Origin of the sequence: Mesorhizobium sp. WSM3873 (assembly GCF_001672445.1) — a bacterium.
Taxonomy (GTDB): domain Bacteria; phylum Pseudomonadota; class Alphaproteobacteria; order Rhizobiales; family Rhizobiaceae; genus Mesorhizobium.
The window spans coordinates 13,625-29,885 of the sequence record NZ_LYTM01000019.1; the positions used below are offsets into that span (position 1 = coordinate 13,625).

Consider the following 16,261-nt stretch of genomic DNA (forward strand, 5'->3'; position numbering starts at 1 on the left):
AAAAGATGAGCTACACCAATTTCACCCTCGACGTGGACGCCGACGGGATCGCGCTGGTCACCTGGGACATGCCGGGCCGCTCGATGAACGTCTTCACCGAAGAGGCGATGCGCGAGCTCAACGCCATCGTCGATCGTGTGGCGGGCGACGCCGCCATCAAAGGCGCAGTCATCACCTCCGGCAAGGACAGCTTCTCCGGCGGTGCCGACATCACCATGCTGCAGAAGATGCTCGCCACCTTCGCCGTCGAAAAGGAAAAGGACCTCGAAAAGGCGACCAAGGCCCTGTTCGACAATGCCGGCTATATGACCGGCCTGTTCCGCAAGATCGAGACCTGCGGCAAGCCTTGGGTGTCGGCGATCAACGGCACCTGCATGGGCGGCGCCTTCGAGATGTCGCTCGCCTGCCACGGCCGCGTCGCGGCCGATTCCGACAAGGTGAAGATGGCACTCCCCGAGGTGAAGATCGGCATCTTCCCGGGCGCCGGCGGCACCCAGCGCGTGCCGCGGCTGACGGATCAGCAGCAGGCGCTGCAGATGCTGACCAGCGGCCAGAATCTGACGCCGCAAAAGGCGAAGTCGATGGGCCTGATCCACGAGATCGCCGAGCCGAAGAAGCTTGTCGAGACCGCCAAGGCGATGATCAAAAACGGCCTGAAGCCGGTGGCGCCGTGGGACGAAAAGGGTTTCAAGCTGCCCGGCGGTCCGATCTATTCGACGGCCGGCGCCAATCTTTGGCCGCCGGCCATCGCCATCCTGCGCCGCGAGACCTTTGGCAATTATCCGGCGGCCGCCGCGATCCTGAAATGCGTCTATGAGGGCCTGCTGGTGCCCTTCGACACCGGGCTCCGGATCGAGCAGCGCTACTTCACCGAGATCATGCAGACCAAGGAAGCGGCGGCGATGATCCGCTCGCTTTTCGTGTCGCTGCAGGAACTGAACAAGGGCGCGCGCCGCCCGGCCGGCGTGCCGGACACCAAGTTCAAGAAGATCGGCATACTCGGCGCCGGCTTCATGGGCGCCGGCATTGCCTATGTCACGGCCAAGGCCGGCATTCCGGTCGTGCTGCTCGACCGCGACATGGAGTCGGCCGAGAAGGGCAAGGCGCATTCCGACGGCCTGATTTCGGACCAGGTGAAGAAGGGCCGCGCCAAGCCCCAAGAGAAAGACAGGTTGCTGTCGCTGATCACGCCGACGGCCGACTATGCCGATCTTGCCGGCTGCGACCTTGTCGTCGAGGCGGTGTTCGAGGATTCAGGCGTGAAGAAGCTCGCCACCGAGAAAGCGGAAGCGGCGCTAAAGTCCTCGGCGATCTTTGCCTCGAACACTTCGACCATCCCGATCACCTCGCTGGCGAAGAACTCGGCGCGGCCAAAAAACTTCATCGGCATCCATTTCTTCTCGCCCGTCGACAAGATGATGCTGGTCGAGATCATCCTCGGCAAGAAGACTGGCGACAAGGCGCTCGCCGTCGCGATCGACTTCGTACGCGCCATCAAGAAGACGCCGATCGTCGTCAACGACACGCGCGGCTTCTACGTCAATCGCTGCGTGCTGCGCTATATGTCGGAAGCCTACAAGATGCTGATCGAAGGCGTTCCTGCGGCGATGATCGAGAACGCCGCCAAGGCCGCCGGCATGCCGGTCGGCCCGCTGGCGCTGACCGACGAGACGGCGATCGACCTTGCCCAGAAGATCATGAAGCAGACCATCAAGGATCTAGGCGAGAAAGCCGTCGACCCGAAGCAGATGGCGCTGATCAACACTATGGTCGACACCCATGGCCGCTTCGGCCGCAAGAACGGCAAGGGCTTCTACGACTATCCTGCCAAGCCGGCGAAGAAGAAGCTGTGGCCGGGTCTCAAGGATCTCTATCCGCAACTGAAGCCCGAGAAGGTCGACTACGAGGAGCTCAAAGAGCGCCTGCTGGTCACCATCGCTCTGGAGGCGGTGCGCGTCATGGAGAAGGGCATCGTCACCGATCCGCGCGAGGCGGACGTCGGCTCGATCCTCGCCTTCGGCTTCGCGCCGTTCACCGGCGGCGCGCTCTCCTACATCGACGGCATCGGCGCCAAGCGTTTCGTCAAGATCGCCAAGGGCCTGCAGAAGAAATACGGGGCCGAGTTCAAGGCGCCCAAGCTTTTGCTCGACATGGCCGAGAAGGGCGAGACTTTCTACCAGCGCTTCGACCCTTACCAGAAGGGCGAGGTCAAGAAGGCCGCCTGACGAACTCCGATGTATGTCTGGGGGCGCCTCGCGCGCATGATGGCCACGGCGCGTAGCCGTGGCCCTTATCAAATCGGCGATCAGAGCCGGCTGGCCTTTCGCTGCCTGCCGACCGACATCGATTTCAACAGCCATCTCAACAATGCCCGTTACATGATGCTGGCCGATCTTGGCCGTATCGACGTTTTTCTTCGCGCCGGTCTTGTCGCGCTCGCGCGGCGGAACGGCTGGGCGCCGATGATCGGCGGGCTGCAATCGGCCTATGTGCGCGAGATCAGGCTGTGGCGCCGCTTCGAAGTGGTGTCGTCGATCGAGACCTGGGAAGGCACTTCGGTGATCGGCAAGCACCGCTTCGTCCTCGACAATGGCGAGACAGCGGCGCTGATCCTGACCACCGGCGGCGTCTATGACCGGCGCGGCCGCCGCTTTCTCGAGATTGAGGCAGTCGTCGCGGCGCTCGGCCATTCGGCGCAACCGCGCCCGCCGACCGAGCCCGAGCAAGCATTCATGATCTCGCACCGGAACCTCCGCGAGCAGGCCAAGCGGGCCTGATCGAGCAAGCGTTCAATGTTCGGCCCGGAAGGTTTTGCCCAGATCGACCGCGTCGCCAAAATAGTGCCGGAACACATAGAACAGCGGATTCCATCGCGCAGTGTCGATGTGGTTCGTTCCCGGCAAGACGATGCTGCGGTGCGCATGAACCCGCTGCACGTCTACCTCCATGATGAGGTGCGTCGAGGATGCGCCTTGCTGCTTCGCGCTGCGATGGCAGGTCAACAGGCGTGTTTCGAACTGCAGGGGGCATTCTGCGATGCGCGGCGTCCGGATCAATTCGCTGGGCTGGATCGCAAAGCCGCCTAGAGCGAACTTGTCGGCCTCATGAATGAACCCCAATTCGGCCTTGTGGGGTGGAACTGGATTCGCACCCGTGGTGCGCGCGATCCGTTCGACATTCGCCCAGAGGCTGGCCGCGGGAAAATTGAGGGTGCATTCGCCATCCCGCAGAAGATTGCTGGCGCCCTGGGTCGCCGAACTCAAGCCGAGGACCACGCATGAACCCAAGGCCCACGCGGACGACATGGGTGTAATGTTGGCGGCGCCGTCATGGTTTCGGGTAACCATCAGGACGACAGGCGTCCCAAAATAAAGAACGGATGGGGCGATGCATTGGTGGTTCGGCAACATGAGCAGTCCTTCGCAATTCGAGAACCGTACCCTACCAAGCTTGCGCACCGAGACGTTTCGGCCGGGGTCGAACGATGCATTGCGCACGCGGCGACATGTCGGTGCGGCGCCCGGCACAGGATCGAGTCCCATCAATCCTGCGGAAGCGGGCGACTTTCTCTCGAATCCGCTGTTCGCGCCGGTGGACAATTGAATGGTCGCGCGCTAGACAGCAGTGAGGCATTTTTTCCTGTTTTTCGAAGGAGAGCGGACTTGCTCTCACACGATCGCGTCTGGGCCGCAATCGATGCTCTTGCCGAGCGCTATTCGCTCTCGGCTTCCGGTCTCGCCCGCCGCGCGGGCCTCGATTCGACCGCCTTCAACAAATCCAAGCGCCTGTCCTCCGACGGCCGGCCGCGCTGGCCTTCGACCGAATCGCTGGCCAAGATCATCGAGGCCACCGGCGCCTCGCTGGAAGAATTCACCGTGCTGGTTGAGGGTCACGGTCCCTCCGCCGTGCCGCCGCCGCGTATGGCCGTGCCGCTGCTTGGCTTCGCCCAGGCCGGTGCCGGCGGTTTCTTCGACGATGCCGGCTATCCCTCGGGGCAGGGCTGGGATCTGGTCGAGCTTCCGGCGCGGGCGGCGGAAACCTCCTATGCGCTGAAGGTCCAGGGCGATTCCATGCTGCCGCTCTACCGCAATGGCGACGTGCTGATCGTCGAGCCGGGCGCGCCGACGCGCAAGGGCGACCGCGTCGTCGTCAAGACCACCGCCGGCGAGGTGATGGCCAAGGTGCTCGACCGGCAGACCGCGAAGTCGGTCGTGCTGGTCTCGCTTAACCCCGCTCACCCGGACCGCGACATCCCGATGAGCGAGGTCGAGTGGGTGGCGCGGATCGTCTGGGCAAGCCAGTAGGTCCGGGCTGGTGCGGGTCCTCCATCTTGCCCTGGCGCTTGCGGCGGTTCCGGCAATCGCGGCGCTGGTCGTCGCCGGAGGCCACTCGCTGAAGGGCAGCGAAAGCGTCGTCGCGGTCGATCAGATCGATCCGGCCAGTGCACTTCCGGGGCAAGACGCCGATGTGGTGCCTCGGGAACCGATAACTGCGGAACCGGCGAGGTCCGCCATTCTGGCGCCTGCCGCGCCGCAGCCGCCGAAGCCGGTGGCGCATTCGCGGGCAATCGATCCCGACGTGGTGGCGCCACCCGAAGTGCCTGCCGAGGAACTGGAACGGGTCGAGCCGCGCGCGCCGCTCAGCGATCTGGCGCTGGCCGGTCCGCCCAGGCCGCGGAAAACGAAACTGCCGGATGGCGAGGAGGGCACCAAGTTGCTCCAGCCCGTCGCCACCGCCGCCGGCCTGATCAAGGCCAAGGATTACTCCATCGCCGTGTCGGGCATCGACATCGTCAAAGAGGACGAGACCTGCAGCGACGAAGGCAAGTCATGGGACTGCGGGGTTCGCGCCAGGACGGCATTCCGCGCTTTCCTGCGTGGCCGGACCCTGGTCTGCTCCGTGCCGCCGCAAGGCGGGCAGAAGGCCATAGCGGTCAAGTGCTGGGTCGGCAACAAGGATGTCGGTCTGTGGCTGGTGGAAAACGGCTGGGCCCGCGCGGCGCGAGGCGGTCCCTATGTCGAGGCGGGCGACAAGGCGCGCGCGGCGAGGAAAGGCATTTTCGGCGCCGCTCCGAACCTCGGCGGCCTGCCGGCATTGCCGGCCGCCACCGGCCCGGCGCCCGCCGCGCCGAGCTCCATCCTGCCGGCGGAAGATGGCGACGTTACGCCGCCAACTGACCAGCCAGGGCCCGCTCAATGAGCGCGCGCGTCTCCGTAATGCCGTAAAGCGCCGCGAAAGAACCGAAACGCGGCCCCCGTTCCTGTCCGATCAGCACCTGATAGATCATCTGGAAGAAGGCGACCGACACGCCGGGTCCGCCTTCCGGGCTCTGCTTGGAATGGTCCTGATAGCGCTCGATCCGCCGCGCGACGTTGAGCGCCGCGTTCTGGATCGCCTCGCCGTCCGCGCCCTGCGGCAGCGCGCCGAGCGCTTCCGAAAGCTTCGCCAGCGCCTCGCGCTCAACCTCGTCGGCGGCGCGATAGACCTTGGTCGGCTTCACGAAGTCGTCGAAATAGCGGATGGCATAGCCTGTCAGCCGGTCGAGCTCGGGGTGCGTCTGCGGCGTCACCCCGGACGCATGGCGCGAGATGAAACCCCACAGCACCGCCTTGTCATGCGCGTTGGAGGCGCTGACCAGATTGAGCAGCAGCGCGAAGGGGACCGGCAGGTCGATGGCCGGCGGATTGCCGTCATGCATGTGCCAGACCGGGTTGCCGAGCCGCTCCTTCCATTCCTGGCGCGGATAGGCGGACAGGAAGGCGTAATATTCGTCGACCGCCTTCGGGATAACGTCGAAATAGAGCTTCTTGGCCTGCCGCGGCCGCTGGTACATGTAGAGGCCGAGGCTCTCGGTGGGCGCATAGGTCAGCCATTCGTCGATGGTGAGCCCATTACCCTTCGACTTCGAGATCTTCTGGCCGTTCTCGTCGAGGAACAGCTCGTAGACGAAATGTTCCGGCGCGCGGCCGCCGAGGATGTTGCAGATGCGGTCGTAGATCGCCGCGTTGGTCTGGTGGTCCTTGCCGAACATTTCGAAATCGACGCCGAGCGCTGCCCAGCGCATGCCGAAATCCGGCTTCCACTGCAGCTTCACATGGCCGCCGGTGACCGGCAGCGTGGTCTCGCTGCCTTCGTCGTCGAAGGTGATGGTGCCGGCCTTGGCGTCGACATGCTTCATCGGCACGTAGAGCACGCGGCCGCTTTTCGGCGAGATCGGCAGGAATGGGCTGTAGGTCGCCTGGCGTTCTTCGCCGAGCGTCGGCAGCATCACCGCCATGATCTCGTCATAGCGCTCGGCGGCGCGCAACAGCACTTCGTCGAAGCGCCCGGACTTGTAGTATTGGGTCGCGCTGGCGAACTCGTAGTCGAAGCCGAACGTGTCGAGGAAGCGGCAGAGCATCGCGTTGTTGTGGTCGGCGAAGCTCGCATAGCCGCCGCCGAACGGATTGGGCACCGATGTGAGCGGCTTGTGCAGGTAGGGCTCGAGCGCTGCGCGATCCGGCACGTTGTCGGGAATCTTGCGCATGCCGTCCATATCGTCGGAGAAGCACAAAAGCTTGGTCTTGACCTTGTCCTGCGTCAGCACGCGGAAGGCGTGCCTCACCATCGTGGTGCGCGCCACCTCGCCGAAGGTGCCGATATGCGGCAGGCCGGACGGGCCGTAGCCGGTCTCGAACAGGACGGTATCGGGAAAGTCCTTGTTCTTGTAGCGGGCAATGATCTTCTTGGCTTCTTCGAACGGCCATGCCTTGCTTTCGGCGGCGGCCGCAAGCATCTCGGCATTGAGATCGATGATGTTTGATCCCGTCATGTCACTTTCCAGGTAATCTGCCGGCCAGATGTGTCGGCTTGGGCGCGTAAAGATTTTCACCCGGTCTCTAGGCGCGACGGGCCGGAGCGTCAACGATTTGCGGCGCTTTTCCTTGCGGCGCCTCAATGGCAATCCTACGTTGAAGCCTCACCATCAAGGAGTTTTGAATGCCTTTGACGCCGCACGAAGCCCTGATCTATCTCATGGTCATCACTTCGGCGTCCGACCGCGACATGACCGATGTCGAACTGGCGCGGATCGGAGACGTCGTCCGTTCTTGGCCTGTGTTTGTCGATTTCAACAGCGACAGCCTGGTCGGCGTGGCTCAAGCCTGCCAGCAGGCCCTGCACGACAAGGACGGGCTGGAAGGCGTCCTCGCGCGCGTCGCCGATGCGCTGCCGGAGCGGTTGCATGACACCGCCTATGCCGCCGCTTTCGAGGTCGCGGCAGTCGATCTCGAAATGCGCATGGAGGAGTTGAGGGTGCTGCAGCTCATCCGACGGGAGCTTGATCTCGACACGCTCACCGTAGCGGCGATCGCCCGTGCGGCGAAGGCCCGCCTGCGCACACTGACTTAGAAAAAGCTCACCGGAAAATAGCGCAGATAGAACTCGGCGAAGGTTCCCTTGATCGAGATTTCCTGCAGCGCATAGTCGAAGGCGGCGGCCAGCGCCGGGTCGCCCGCCCTGGTGGCGATCGCCATGCCGGAGCCCAGATATTCGGGCGCCAGATAAGGGCCGCCGGCGAAGCGGCAGCAGCCGGCGGCTTCCGAGCCGCCGAGCCAGAAGGCGAATCGCATGCCGTCGCCGAAGGCGGCGTCGATCCTGCCGGCCTTGAGGTCCGCGTAGAGGTCCTCGGGCTTGTCGAAAGGCACGACCTGCACCGTGCTGAAATAGTCGCGCAGCATCTTCTCATGCGCCGAGCCGGCGATGACGCCCACCCGCTTGCTGCGCAGCTTGTCGAGGATCGGCTCGGTAAACGCCTTGGCCTTCGGCATGATGAAGCGCGCCGGGAACTGCAGATAGGAACGCGAGAAGGCGTATTTCTCGCGGCTTTCCGGCGTCGCCGCGATGCCGGCGATGATCGCCTCGCCTTCGCCTTTCCGCAGCGCGTCGTCGAGATCGTTCCAGGGCAGCGCCTGGATCTGGCATTTCTCGACGATGCCGAGTTCGGCGCAGATCGCCCGCGCCAGGTCGATGTGGAAACCCGACAGCCGGCCGGAGCCGTCGAGGAAGTTGAAAGGCGGAAAATCGGTGGTGGTGAGGAACCTCAGCCTTGGCAACGCCGAAAGATCGGGCTTCGGCAGCCGCTCCTTGGCATCCCACAGCACCGGAACCTGCGGCTCCGCCGCGCGAGTCGCGTCGGCAAATGGCAACGCTCCAATCAGCGCCGACAGCAGGGCCAGAAATATCCACCGGAATGTCACGATAGCGCTCCGCCCAATCATGTCTTCGGCTTTTCGTACGAAAACAGTGCAGGCACAATTGTTTTTGATTTCAAACGGGTGAATTCGGCGTATGGTTTAGCACGTTTGCAAGTTTCAGCGCGCGCCCGCAACGGGGGAGTCGCAGGTGTCGCGAAGAAACTTGTGGTCCGGGGTTGATGGCGAAGGGTGGTTCGGGCATCTACGATCGGTACGAAAAGCAGAAGCAACATGGGGTAGATGTTGCGATGAGCATGTTCGATAGAACTCTGGAATACATCGACCAATTACAGCACGCCAACACTGCTGCGGCAGTGTGCGAGCGGCTGCTCGGCGTCACCTCGAGTTTCGGGCTGACGGCGCTGATGGCCGGAACGGTCCCGCAACCCGGCACGCCGCGCGGCCAGCAGAAGGACCATGTGCTGCTCTGCGACTGGCCGGGCGAGTGGCTGGAGCGCTATGTGGCGCGCAACTATGTCGACCATGATCCGGTCGTCAGCCACATGAAGCAATTGCAGGCCCCGTTCCAGTGGCGGGAGGCTTCCCAGGCCATCGTCATCGACAAGAGCAGCGACGAGGTCATGGGCGACGCCCGCGAGTTCAAGCTGCGCGACGGCCTCGCCTTCCCGCTGGTCACGCTCGACGGCCAGATCGTCATGGTCTCGCTGGGTGGCGAGTCCGTTGAACTGTCGGACGTCGAATTCGGAATGGTCTCGCTGGTGTCCACCTACGCCATCGGCCGCGCCATGCAGCTTCACACGATGGCCGGCAAGGTCGTCGACCACATCGAACTCACACCGCGTGAGCGCGAATGCCTGCAATGGGCAGCTGTCGGAAAGTCCGAGTGGGAAATTTCGCAGATTCTCGGCATTTCGGAGCATACCTCCGAGAAGCACCTTCTCAACGCGAAGAGCAAACTGGGCGCCGCCAACCGTGTGCAGGCAGTCGCCGAGGCGATCAGGCGTGGCTATATTAGCTAAATCGGCCGGTGCTGGCCCAGAAACAGTCCCATGCGCATTCGCGTAATATTTTAAGCAAGGGCGAGCGGTATCCTTCTCTTAAGAGACGGCTAATACTTTCTTAACGCCAAAGCAAACTGGGCGTCGCCAACCGCGTGCAGGCGGTCGCGGAGGCGGTTAGGCGCGGCTATATTGGCGGGGTCGGTCGGTGCCGACCTAAAAATTCTTGCCTACGCGATCGCGTAATATTTTCCGGAGAGCCCGGCCGTATCTTCCTCTCAAGCCCAGGAGACGGCTAATGCTTTTTTCCCTCACAACTCAGGAATTGATGGAGCGCCCCGATCTGTGGGAAGCGGTTCACCGCCTGCGCTACAAGATCTTCGTCGAGGAGATGGGCTGGACCGATCTCGACCGCCCGGACGGCCTCGAGATCGACCAATTCGATCATGACGAGGCCGAGCATCACCTCGTCATCCGCAACGGCGAGCTAGCCGGCTATCAGCGCATGCTGCCGACGACGCGGCCGCATCTACTGACCGATGTGCTGACGGACCTCTATGAGGGGACGCCCCCCTCGGGGCCGCGAGTCTGGGAGCTGACCCGCTATGCGGTGGCGCCGGGCTTCCGTGATGGCAAGCGCGGCGTCTCGACGGTCGGCACCGAGCTGATCGCAGGTTTCGTCGAATGGGGCCTCAAGCGCAACGTCAACCAGGTCATCATCGAGTTCGAACCGATGTGGGTGCTGCGCGCGCTGCAGCTGCACTTCCTGGCGACGCCGCTCGGTTACCAGCGCACCTATGGCAACCAGCAGGTGGTGGCGACGCTGCTCACCTTTTCCGAGCATACGCTGGAGGTGGTGCGCCAGCGCCGCAACCACTTCCCGCCGGTGCTGATGAGAGGCTATCCCGGCCAGCTCGGCCTCAGACAGGCTTCGTGAGGAGGTTGTCATGAGCTTCCACCCCGAACCTGAGCTGCGCGGCCACACGCTGGTCGTCACCGTGTCCTCGCATGACGGCCGGCCGGTGCTGGACAGGCACGCCTATGCGAGCCTCGCCAGGACCTTCCACGAGGCCGCCGTCAATGACGAGGTTCGCGTGGTCGTGCTGCGCGGCCTTGCCGGCTGCTTCTGCCTCGGCGGCGACTTCTCGGAGTTCCTCGACGCCGCCAAGCACCAGCAGCTGATTGCCGCCGTCACCGATATGTTTCGCAGGCTTGCGACCTTTCCCAAGCCGGTCCTTGCCTGCGTGGACGGGGACGCCGTCGGCGTCGGCTGCACCATCCTGTTCCACTGCGACATGGTGATTGCTTCCAGGGGCAGCACGTTCAGGGTGCCGTTCGTCGATTTCGGCCTGGTGCCGGACGCGGCGACCAGCATCCTGGCGCCCCAGAAGCTCGGCTATGCCGGCGCCTTCCGCTTCTTCTGCCTGGGCGACACGCTGGGCGTCGACGACGCCAAGGCGCTCGGCCTTGTCGGCGAGATCGTGGAAGGCAGCGCCGAGGAAATGGCCTTGGCGCGGGCAAGGCAGCTCGCCAAGAAGCCGGTTGCCGCGCTGTTGCAGACCCGCGGCCTGCTCAAGGGGGATACGGACGTTCTGTGCGACCGCATCGATCATGAGATATCGCTGTTCCAGCAAGCGCTGCAGGACGACGCCACGCTGAAGCGTTTGCAGCGGATCGCCCGCCTCGCGGCGTGACACCTTGGTGGAAAGTCTCAGCGCCGCGTACCCGAGAAGGTGCGCGGCGCTGTAATGTTGGCCGCCGGCCGCGGGCACGGTGCAAGCTATTTCTCCAGGAACGACGGGCCTTCGCCGATGATCTTCTTGTCGGGCTTGCCGACGGCGTCGAGGTCGCGACCATCATAGGGTAAGGACAGAAGGATACGCTGGATCACCGCAAGCCGCGCACGGCGCTTGTCGTTGGCGCGCACGATGATCCAGGGCGCGAACTCCTTGTGAGTGCGCTCGAACATCAGGTCGCGCGCCTTGGTGTAGTCGTCCCATTTGCTGATGCCGGCGATGTCGATCGGCGAGAATTTCCAGTTCTTCAATGGCGACCAGCGGCGGTCATGGAACCGTTCGAGCTGCGTCTCGCGACCGATGTTCAGCCAGAATTTGAAGAAGTGGATACCCTCGTTGCAGATCATGCGCTCGAAATGCGGCGTCTCGTCGAGGAATGTCGCGTGCTGGTCGGGGGTGCAGAATCCCATGACCGGCTCGACGCCGGCGCGGTTATACCAGGAGCGGTCGAAGGTGACGAACTCGCCGGAGGTCGGGAAATGGTCGACATAGCGCTGATAGTACCATTGGCCATGCTCCGTCGGCGTCGGCTTGGTCAGCGCCACGTTGCGCGCCGTGCGCGGGTTCATGTACTGCCGCAGGACGAAGATCGTGCCGCCCTTGCCGGCCGCGTCGCGCCCCTCGAACAGCGCCAACACCCGTTTGCCGGTCGCCTGCAGCCAGGCCTGCGCCTTGACCAATTCGATCTGCAGCCGCTCAAGTTCCTCGTCGTACTCTTCACCCTTCATCTTCTTGTCGTAGGGATAGCCGCCGGCGGTCAGCTTGTTGTCCTCGATCCAGTCCGGCAGCACCGGGTTGTCGATGTCGAACTCGCGTTCCTTACCGCCTATCCTCATCTTGATCGGTCCTGCGGCAGGCGCCGCGTCGGCATTTCCCTCGGCTTTTTTCATCGGGACGAACCTTTTCAGCTTGCGGACTCGTGCTATGGGAGCCTCTGAGGCGTTGCGTCCGACCGGACGCGCGGTAGCACTTTGATTTTGCGCATGAACGTTCGAGAAAATCGATTCCGATTTTTGGGGGTCATGCGCGGGTCCAGTCGGCTGATCTTTCACCGACGGGAGATACGAGGCAGCGCATGGTCGATAAGGGCGCAGACCAGAAAGGCGCAACGCAGGCAGCCATAGCCCGGCTGCGGCGCAGCCGCTGGTCGCTGGCCGCGGCCCTGGTCGCGGTCCTCGGCGTCTATGGTTTCGGCGGCCTTTCGATCTTTGTGCCTCTGCTGGCCGTGGCGTTGCTGGTCGCGGCCGCAATGCTGCCGACCGCCGCCGAGCGCCAGTCAGCCGGCGGGACTGCCGCCATCGAAGTCGGCGGGTTGCAGCGGCTGTCCGGCGAATATCTGGCCGCCGCCGTTGCCGATCCGCTGATCATCTTCGACCGGACCGCCACTATCGTCCACGCCAACGCGGCCGCCTTTGCCGCCTTCGGTGGGCTGGCCCCCGGCATGTCGCTGTCGCTCAAATTCCGCGCGCCGGAAATGCAGGCTTTGCTTGACGGGATCGTCTCGGGAACTATGGCGTCCGATGTCGTCGACTACACGGAAAAGCTGCCGGTCGAGCGCACATACCGGGTGAGCGCGTCCTCGGTCGGCCATGGCACCGATCTTTACGTGCTGGTGTTCAAGGATCAGAGCGAGGCGCGCCGCATCGACCGCATGCGCGCCGACTTCATCGCCAATGCCAGCCATGAGCTGCGCACCCCGCTCGCCTCGATCGCCGGCTTCATCGAGACGTTGCGCGGGCCTGCCCGCAACGACGCGGCGGCGCGCGACCAGTTCCTGCAGATCATGCAGAACCAGACGGGCCGCATGGCGCGCCTGATCGACGACCTGTTGTCGCTGTCGCGGCTGGAGATGAAGCCCTATCTGCGGCCGGGAACCGAAGTCGACCTTCGACAGACCATCGACAGCGTCATCGACTCGCTCGCGCCGCTGGCCAACGAGAACGGCATCGCCATCGAGCGCGACTTCATCGATGGGCCGATTTCCGTGCCGGGCGACCGCGACGAGCTCTTCCAGGTTTTCGAGAACCTGCTGGAGAATGCCTGCAAATACGGCCAGTCGGGCGGGCGTGTCACCGTGTCGATAGCACACGCCGAGGACGGCCACGACCCAGGCATCGACGTGACCATAAGGGACTATGGTCCAGGCATTGCCGAGGAACACATCCCCCGCATCACGGAGCGCTTCTACCGCGTCGACTTGGAAAACAGCCGGACCCAGAAAGGCACCGGCCTTGGCCTTTCGATCGTCAAGCATATATTGACACGTCATAACGCAAGGCTGTCGATCAAGTCGGAAGTCGGCAAGGGCGCGGCGTTCACGGTTCATTTGCCGGCTCAATGATCCTATATTGGTTGGCAACCGGCATTTTCTTTTTTCTGTCATCCGGCTCGCGTATCAGCGGCAGATTGAGGGAACGCACCAGCCGGCAGAAACCGGGAAGGCATATCGATGCAGTCCGTCCACATTGTCAGTGCCTATGACGAAGAACTGAAATTCCTGTCGAAGCGCATCGCCGCCATGGGCGGGCATGCCGAGCGCATGGTCGAGCAGGCTGTCGCCGCCCTCGTGAACGCCGATCCGGGCTTGGCACAGAAAGTCATCCAGGACGATCTCGTCCTCGACGAGGGGCAGCGCGAGATCGACGACAAGGCGATCGTCATCATCGCCAGGCGTCAGCCGATGGCGACGGACCTGCGCGAGATCGTCGGCGCCATCCGCATCTCGGCCGACATCGAGCGCGTCGGCGATCTCGGCAAGAACGTCGCCAAGCGCGTCGCGGCGGTCATTGACGGCCGCCAGCCGAGCAGCCTCTTCCGCGGCTTGAAGGCGCTAGCCGATCTGGCGCTGACGCAGCTTAAGGAAGTGCTCGACGTTTATGCCTCGCGCTCGGTCGAGAAGATCGGCTTCGTGCGCGACCGCGACGACCAGATCGACGCCATGTACACTTCGCTGTTCCGTGAACTTCTGACCTATATGATGGAAGATCCGCGCAACATCACCCCCTGCACCCACTTGCTGTTCTGCGCCAAGAACATCGAGCGGATCGGCGACCACGCCACCAACATCGCCGAAACCATCTATTACATCGTCACCGGCGACCAGATGCCGGCCGAGCGGCCGAAGGGCGACAAGACCGACCAGGTGGTGTTGCCTGGCCACGTATCGGCCGGGTGACGCGGTATCGGCGACCCAAGATCGGCCAAGTGAAGGGCGGCCACTCGAACGGCCTTCTAATTTAGGCTAAGCTCCTCCAGGTGCAGCAATTTTGTCAGTCGCCGGCTCGGGAGGTTTGCGATGGAACAAGTTCGAAACCTGACCCCGGCCCTGCAGCCGACATCCGGCATTGTTGCGTCCAGCGTCTATTCCGCCGGCAAGCGCGTCGCCGACATTACGATCGAAGAGGCCGGCATATGGGCGGCAAAGCCCGGCCACGTCGTCTGGATCGGCCTGCTCGAGCCGGACCGCAACCTGCTGCTTAGGGTGCAGGCGCAGTTCCACCTGCATGATCTGGCGATCGAAGACGCCGAACATCCGCATCAGCGGCCGAAAATCGAACAGTATGGCGATGCCTTGTTCATCGTCGCCCGCACAGCGCAACTGATCGATGGCCGGGTCACCTTCGGCGAGACGCATCTCTTCGTCGGCACTGGCTATATCGTCAGCGTCAGGCATGGCCCGTCGACCTCTTACGCCGCGGTGCGCCAGCACTGGGAAAGCTGCCCGTCCTCGCTCGCCAAGGGCGAGGATTTCGTCCTCTATGCCATTCTCGACTTCATCGTCGACAACTACATGCCTGTGCTCGAGCAGATCGAGGACGAGGTCGAGCAGATCGAGGACAAGGTGCTGCTGAAGCCGATGAGCGGTGGCGACATAGAGCGGCTCTACATGCTGCGCCGCGATCTGCTCAGGCTGCGCAACGCGGCGCTGCCGCTGGTCGAGGTATGCCGCCGGCTGACCAGCGCCGAGCTGCCCCAGATCCATGCCGCCATGCATCCGCTGTTCCGTGACGTGACGGACCACATCCGCACCGTGCAGGAAAAGATCGACAGCCTGCGCGAGGTGCTCGCCTTCGCCTTCGAGGCAAGCCTTCTGGTCGGACAGAGCCAGGAAACGGCCATCTCCAAGAAGCTGGCCTCATGGGCGGCCATCCTGGCGGTGCCGACGGCCTTCGCCGGCATTTACGGCATGAATTTCGACGACATGCCTGAACTGAAGATGGAATACGGCTACCCCACCGTGCTGGCCGCCATCGCGCTGATCTGCGCGTTTCTGTATTGGCGGTTCAGGAAGAATGGATGGCTGTGAAATAGCGAATAGCGAATAGCGATAAAGAAGCTTGTGCCGGACTCGAATACCGATGTTATTCCTATTTCGTTCGCTATTCGCTATTCGCTATTCGCTTAGCGGCTTCTGCGCCTTTCCGCCGCCGGCTGGAACGCCACCCTTGCATGGTATTTGCAGTACGGCCCGGTTTCGCCAGCGTCGTTGCCGCAGAAGCTGAAGTCTTCCGACAGCGGATCGCCGTTGGGCCACTTGCAGGTGCGCTCGGTCAGCTCGACGAGCTGCAGGTTGCGCGAGATTGGCACGACAACGTTCTCCACCGGGCGGATATAGTGGCGCGCCACCGGCTCCGCCTCGAACTGCACCTGCAGAGCGGTCGCGCCGATGGAGGCCGTCACATGACGGGCAGCGCTAGCGGCACGAGCCACGGACTTCTGCATCGAGGCGCCCTGCGTGGCCTTCTTCTGCCGTGCCGGCGCCGCGGTCGCGCGGCCGCGGCCCGACAGTTTCAGGCGATGCACCTTGCCGATGACGGCATTGCGGCTCACACCGCCGAGCTGCGCGGCGATCTGGCTGGCGCTGAGACCCTCCGACCACAATTTCCTGAGAAGTTCGACCCGCTCGTCAGTCCAGTTCATGAGACCGCGCTCCTGCTGAGGCGTGCGGCGGTCAGAATCCTTTCCCGAGCCGGCTCTCGCCGGGCAAACGACACCACATGTACCGGGTGATTAGATCCGCCGCACGAAATCTAGTTATTTCTCGACTACAATTACCTTATGCGCTGACTCGGTGACAAGAGTCCCCAGGGCAACACCGATTCGGTTTTTACGGTTTTCCCCAACTTGCCCAACCGCTGATGGGCCGGCGTGGCGCTGGAGCCTTGCCGCGCGCTTCTGCGCGACCTTTTCGTTGACTTCATGGTCGAAAAACATGATAAGCCGCAAAGGCCGCCGCATTGGCGGCTTTTTTGATTTCCGGTTCCGGAGACGC

Annotated in this window: 16 protein-coding genes; 11 read left to right on the plus strand and 5 right to left on the minus strand. The window is 63.3% G+C overall.

The window, feature by feature from the left end:
• Nucleotides 1-5: 5 nt before the first annotated feature.
• Entirely contained in the window at nucleotides 6-2,225 is a 2,220-nt protein-coding gene (locus A9K71_RS14755) for a 3-hydroxyacyl-CoA dehydrogenase NAD-binding domain-containing protein (RefSeq protein WP_066996719.1), read from the plus strand.
• 9 nt (nucleotides 2,226-2,234) lie between these two features.
• Entirely contained in the window at nucleotides 2,235-2,777 is a 543-nt protein-coding gene (locus tag A9K71_RS14760; RefSeq protein ID WP_066996722.1) for a thioesterase family protein, read from the plus strand.
• Between the two features lie 12 nt (nucleotides 2,778-2,789).
• Here A9K71_RS14760 and A9K71_RS14765 read toward each other — a convergent pair whose 3' ends face one another.
• A complete protein-coding gene (locus tag A9K71_RS14765; RefSeq protein ID WP_245299630.1) occupies nucleotides 2,790-3,542 on the minus strand; it encodes a flavin reductase family protein in 753 nt (250 codons plus the stop codon).
• Nucleotides 3,543-3,662: 120 nt separating this feature from the next.
• Here A9K71_RS14765 and A9K71_RS14770 point away from each other — a divergent pair, with 120 nt between their 5' ends.
• Both A9K71_RS14770 and A9K71_RS14775 read left to right on the plus strand, forming a co-directional pair.
• Entirely contained in the window at nucleotides 3,663-4,304 is a 642-nt protein-coding gene (locus A9K71_RS14770) for a helix-turn-helix transcriptional regulator (RefSeq protein WP_066996728.1), read from the plus strand.
• Between the two features lie 10 nt (nucleotides 4,305-4,314).
• On the plus strand, nucleotides 4,315-5,199 hold the full coding sequence (locus tag A9K71_RS14775) for a thermonuclease family protein (protein WP_066996731.1): 885 nt from the start codon (nucleotides 4,315-4,317) through the stop codon (nucleotides 5,197-5,199).
• Here A9K71_RS14775 and A9K71_RS14780 read toward each other — a convergent pair.
• A complete protein-coding gene (locus tag A9K71_RS14780) occupies nucleotides 5,162-6,811 on the minus strand; it encodes a lysine--tRNA ligase (protein ID WP_066996734.1) in 1,650 nt (549 codons plus the stop codon). The two genes, A9K71_RS14775 and A9K71_RS14780, sit on opposite strands and share 38 nt — an antisense overlap.
• A 167-nt stretch (nucleotides 6,812-6,978) precedes the next feature.
• Here A9K71_RS14780 and A9K71_RS14785 point away from each other — a divergent pair, with 167 nt between their 5' ends.
• Entirely contained in the window at nucleotides 6,979-7,389 is a 411-nt protein-coding gene (locus tag A9K71_RS14785) for a tellurite resistance TerB family protein (RefSeq protein WP_066996737.1), read from the plus strand.
• Here the strand turns inward: A9K71_RS14785 and A9K71_RS14790 are convergent.
• Nucleotides 7,386-8,258: a transporter substrate-binding domain-containing protein gene (locus A9K71_RS14790; protein ID WP_095777463.1), complete on the minus strand. Its 873-nt coding sequence runs from the start codon at nucleotides 8,256-8,258 to the stop codon at nucleotides 7,386-7,388. The two genes, A9K71_RS14785 and A9K71_RS14790, sit on opposite strands and share 4 nt — an antisense overlap.
• Before the next feature lie 224 nt (nucleotides 8,259-8,482).
• Between A9K71_RS14790 and A9K71_RS14795 the strand changes: the two genes are divergently transcribed.
• The 3 genes from A9K71_RS14795 to A9K71_RS14805 all read left to right on the plus strand — a co-directional run bounded on the left by A9K71_RS14795 (nucleotide 8,483) and on the right by A9K71_RS14805 (nucleotide 10,887).
• A complete protein-coding gene (locus tag A9K71_RS14795) occupies nucleotides 8,483-9,214 on the plus strand; it encodes a LuxR family transcriptional regulator (protein ID WP_066996863.1) in 732 nt (243 codons plus the stop codon).
• A gap of 277 nt (nucleotides 9,215-9,491) precedes the next feature.
• Nucleotides 9,492-10,130, plus strand: coding sequence for an acyl-homoserine-lactone synthase (locus A9K71_RS14800; protein ID WP_066996739.1), 639 nt, complete (start codon nucleotides 9,492-9,494; stop codon nucleotides 10,128-10,130).
• Between the two features lie 10 nt (nucleotides 10,131-10,140).
• Nucleotides 10,141-10,887, plus strand: coding sequence for an enoyl-CoA hydratase-related protein (locus tag A9K71_RS14805; protein WP_066996742.1), 747 nt, complete (start codon nucleotides 10,141-10,143; stop codon nucleotides 10,885-10,887).
• 86 nt (nucleotides 10,888-10,973) lie between these two features.
• Here the strand turns inward: A9K71_RS14805 and ppk2 are convergent, their stop codons facing one another.
• A complete protein-coding gene (gene ppk2, locus A9K71_RS14810; RefSeq protein ID WP_066996745.1) occupies nucleotides 10,974-11,879 on the minus strand; it encodes a polyphosphate kinase 2 in 906 nt (301 codons plus the stop codon).
• Nucleotides 11,880-12,064: 185 nt separating this feature from the next.
• Here ppk2 and A9K71_RS14815 point away from each other — a divergent pair, with 185 nt between their 5' ends.
• From A9K71_RS14815 to A9K71_RS14825, 3 genes are all read left to right on the plus strand, one after another.
• Nucleotides 12,065-13,330, plus strand: coding sequence for an ATP-binding protein (locus tag A9K71_RS14815; protein ID WP_066996748.1), 1,266 nt, complete (start codon nucleotides 12,065-12,067; stop codon nucleotides 13,328-13,330).
• A 108-nt stretch (nucleotides 13,331-13,438) separates the two neighbouring features.
• Nucleotides 13,439-14,164 (plus strand): phosphate signaling complex protein PhoU, encoded by a 726-nt coding sequence (gene phoU, locus A9K71_RS14820; RefSeq protein ID WP_066996751.1) that lies wholly within the window; start codon nucleotides 13,439-13,441, stop codon nucleotides 14,162-14,164.
• Nucleotides 14,165-14,284: 120 nt separating this feature from the next.
• The gene (locus A9K71_RS14825) at nucleotides 14,285-15,295 is read left to right on the plus strand and encodes a magnesium and cobalt transport protein CorA (RefSeq protein WP_066996754.1); all 1,011 of its coding nucleotides are present in this window, start codon (nucleotides 14,285-14,287) and stop codon (nucleotides 15,293-15,295) included.
• 95 nt (nucleotides 15,296-15,390) lie between these two features.
• Here the strand turns inward: A9K71_RS14825 and A9K71_RS14830 are convergent, their stop codons facing one another.
• The gene (locus tag A9K71_RS14830) at nucleotides 15,391-15,909 is read right to left on the minus strand and encodes a GcrA family cell cycle regulator (RefSeq protein ID WP_066996757.1); all 519 of its coding nucleotides are present in this window, start codon (nucleotides 15,907-15,909) and stop codon (nucleotides 15,391-15,393) included.
• Nucleotides 15,910-16,261 lie beyond the last annotated feature (352 nt).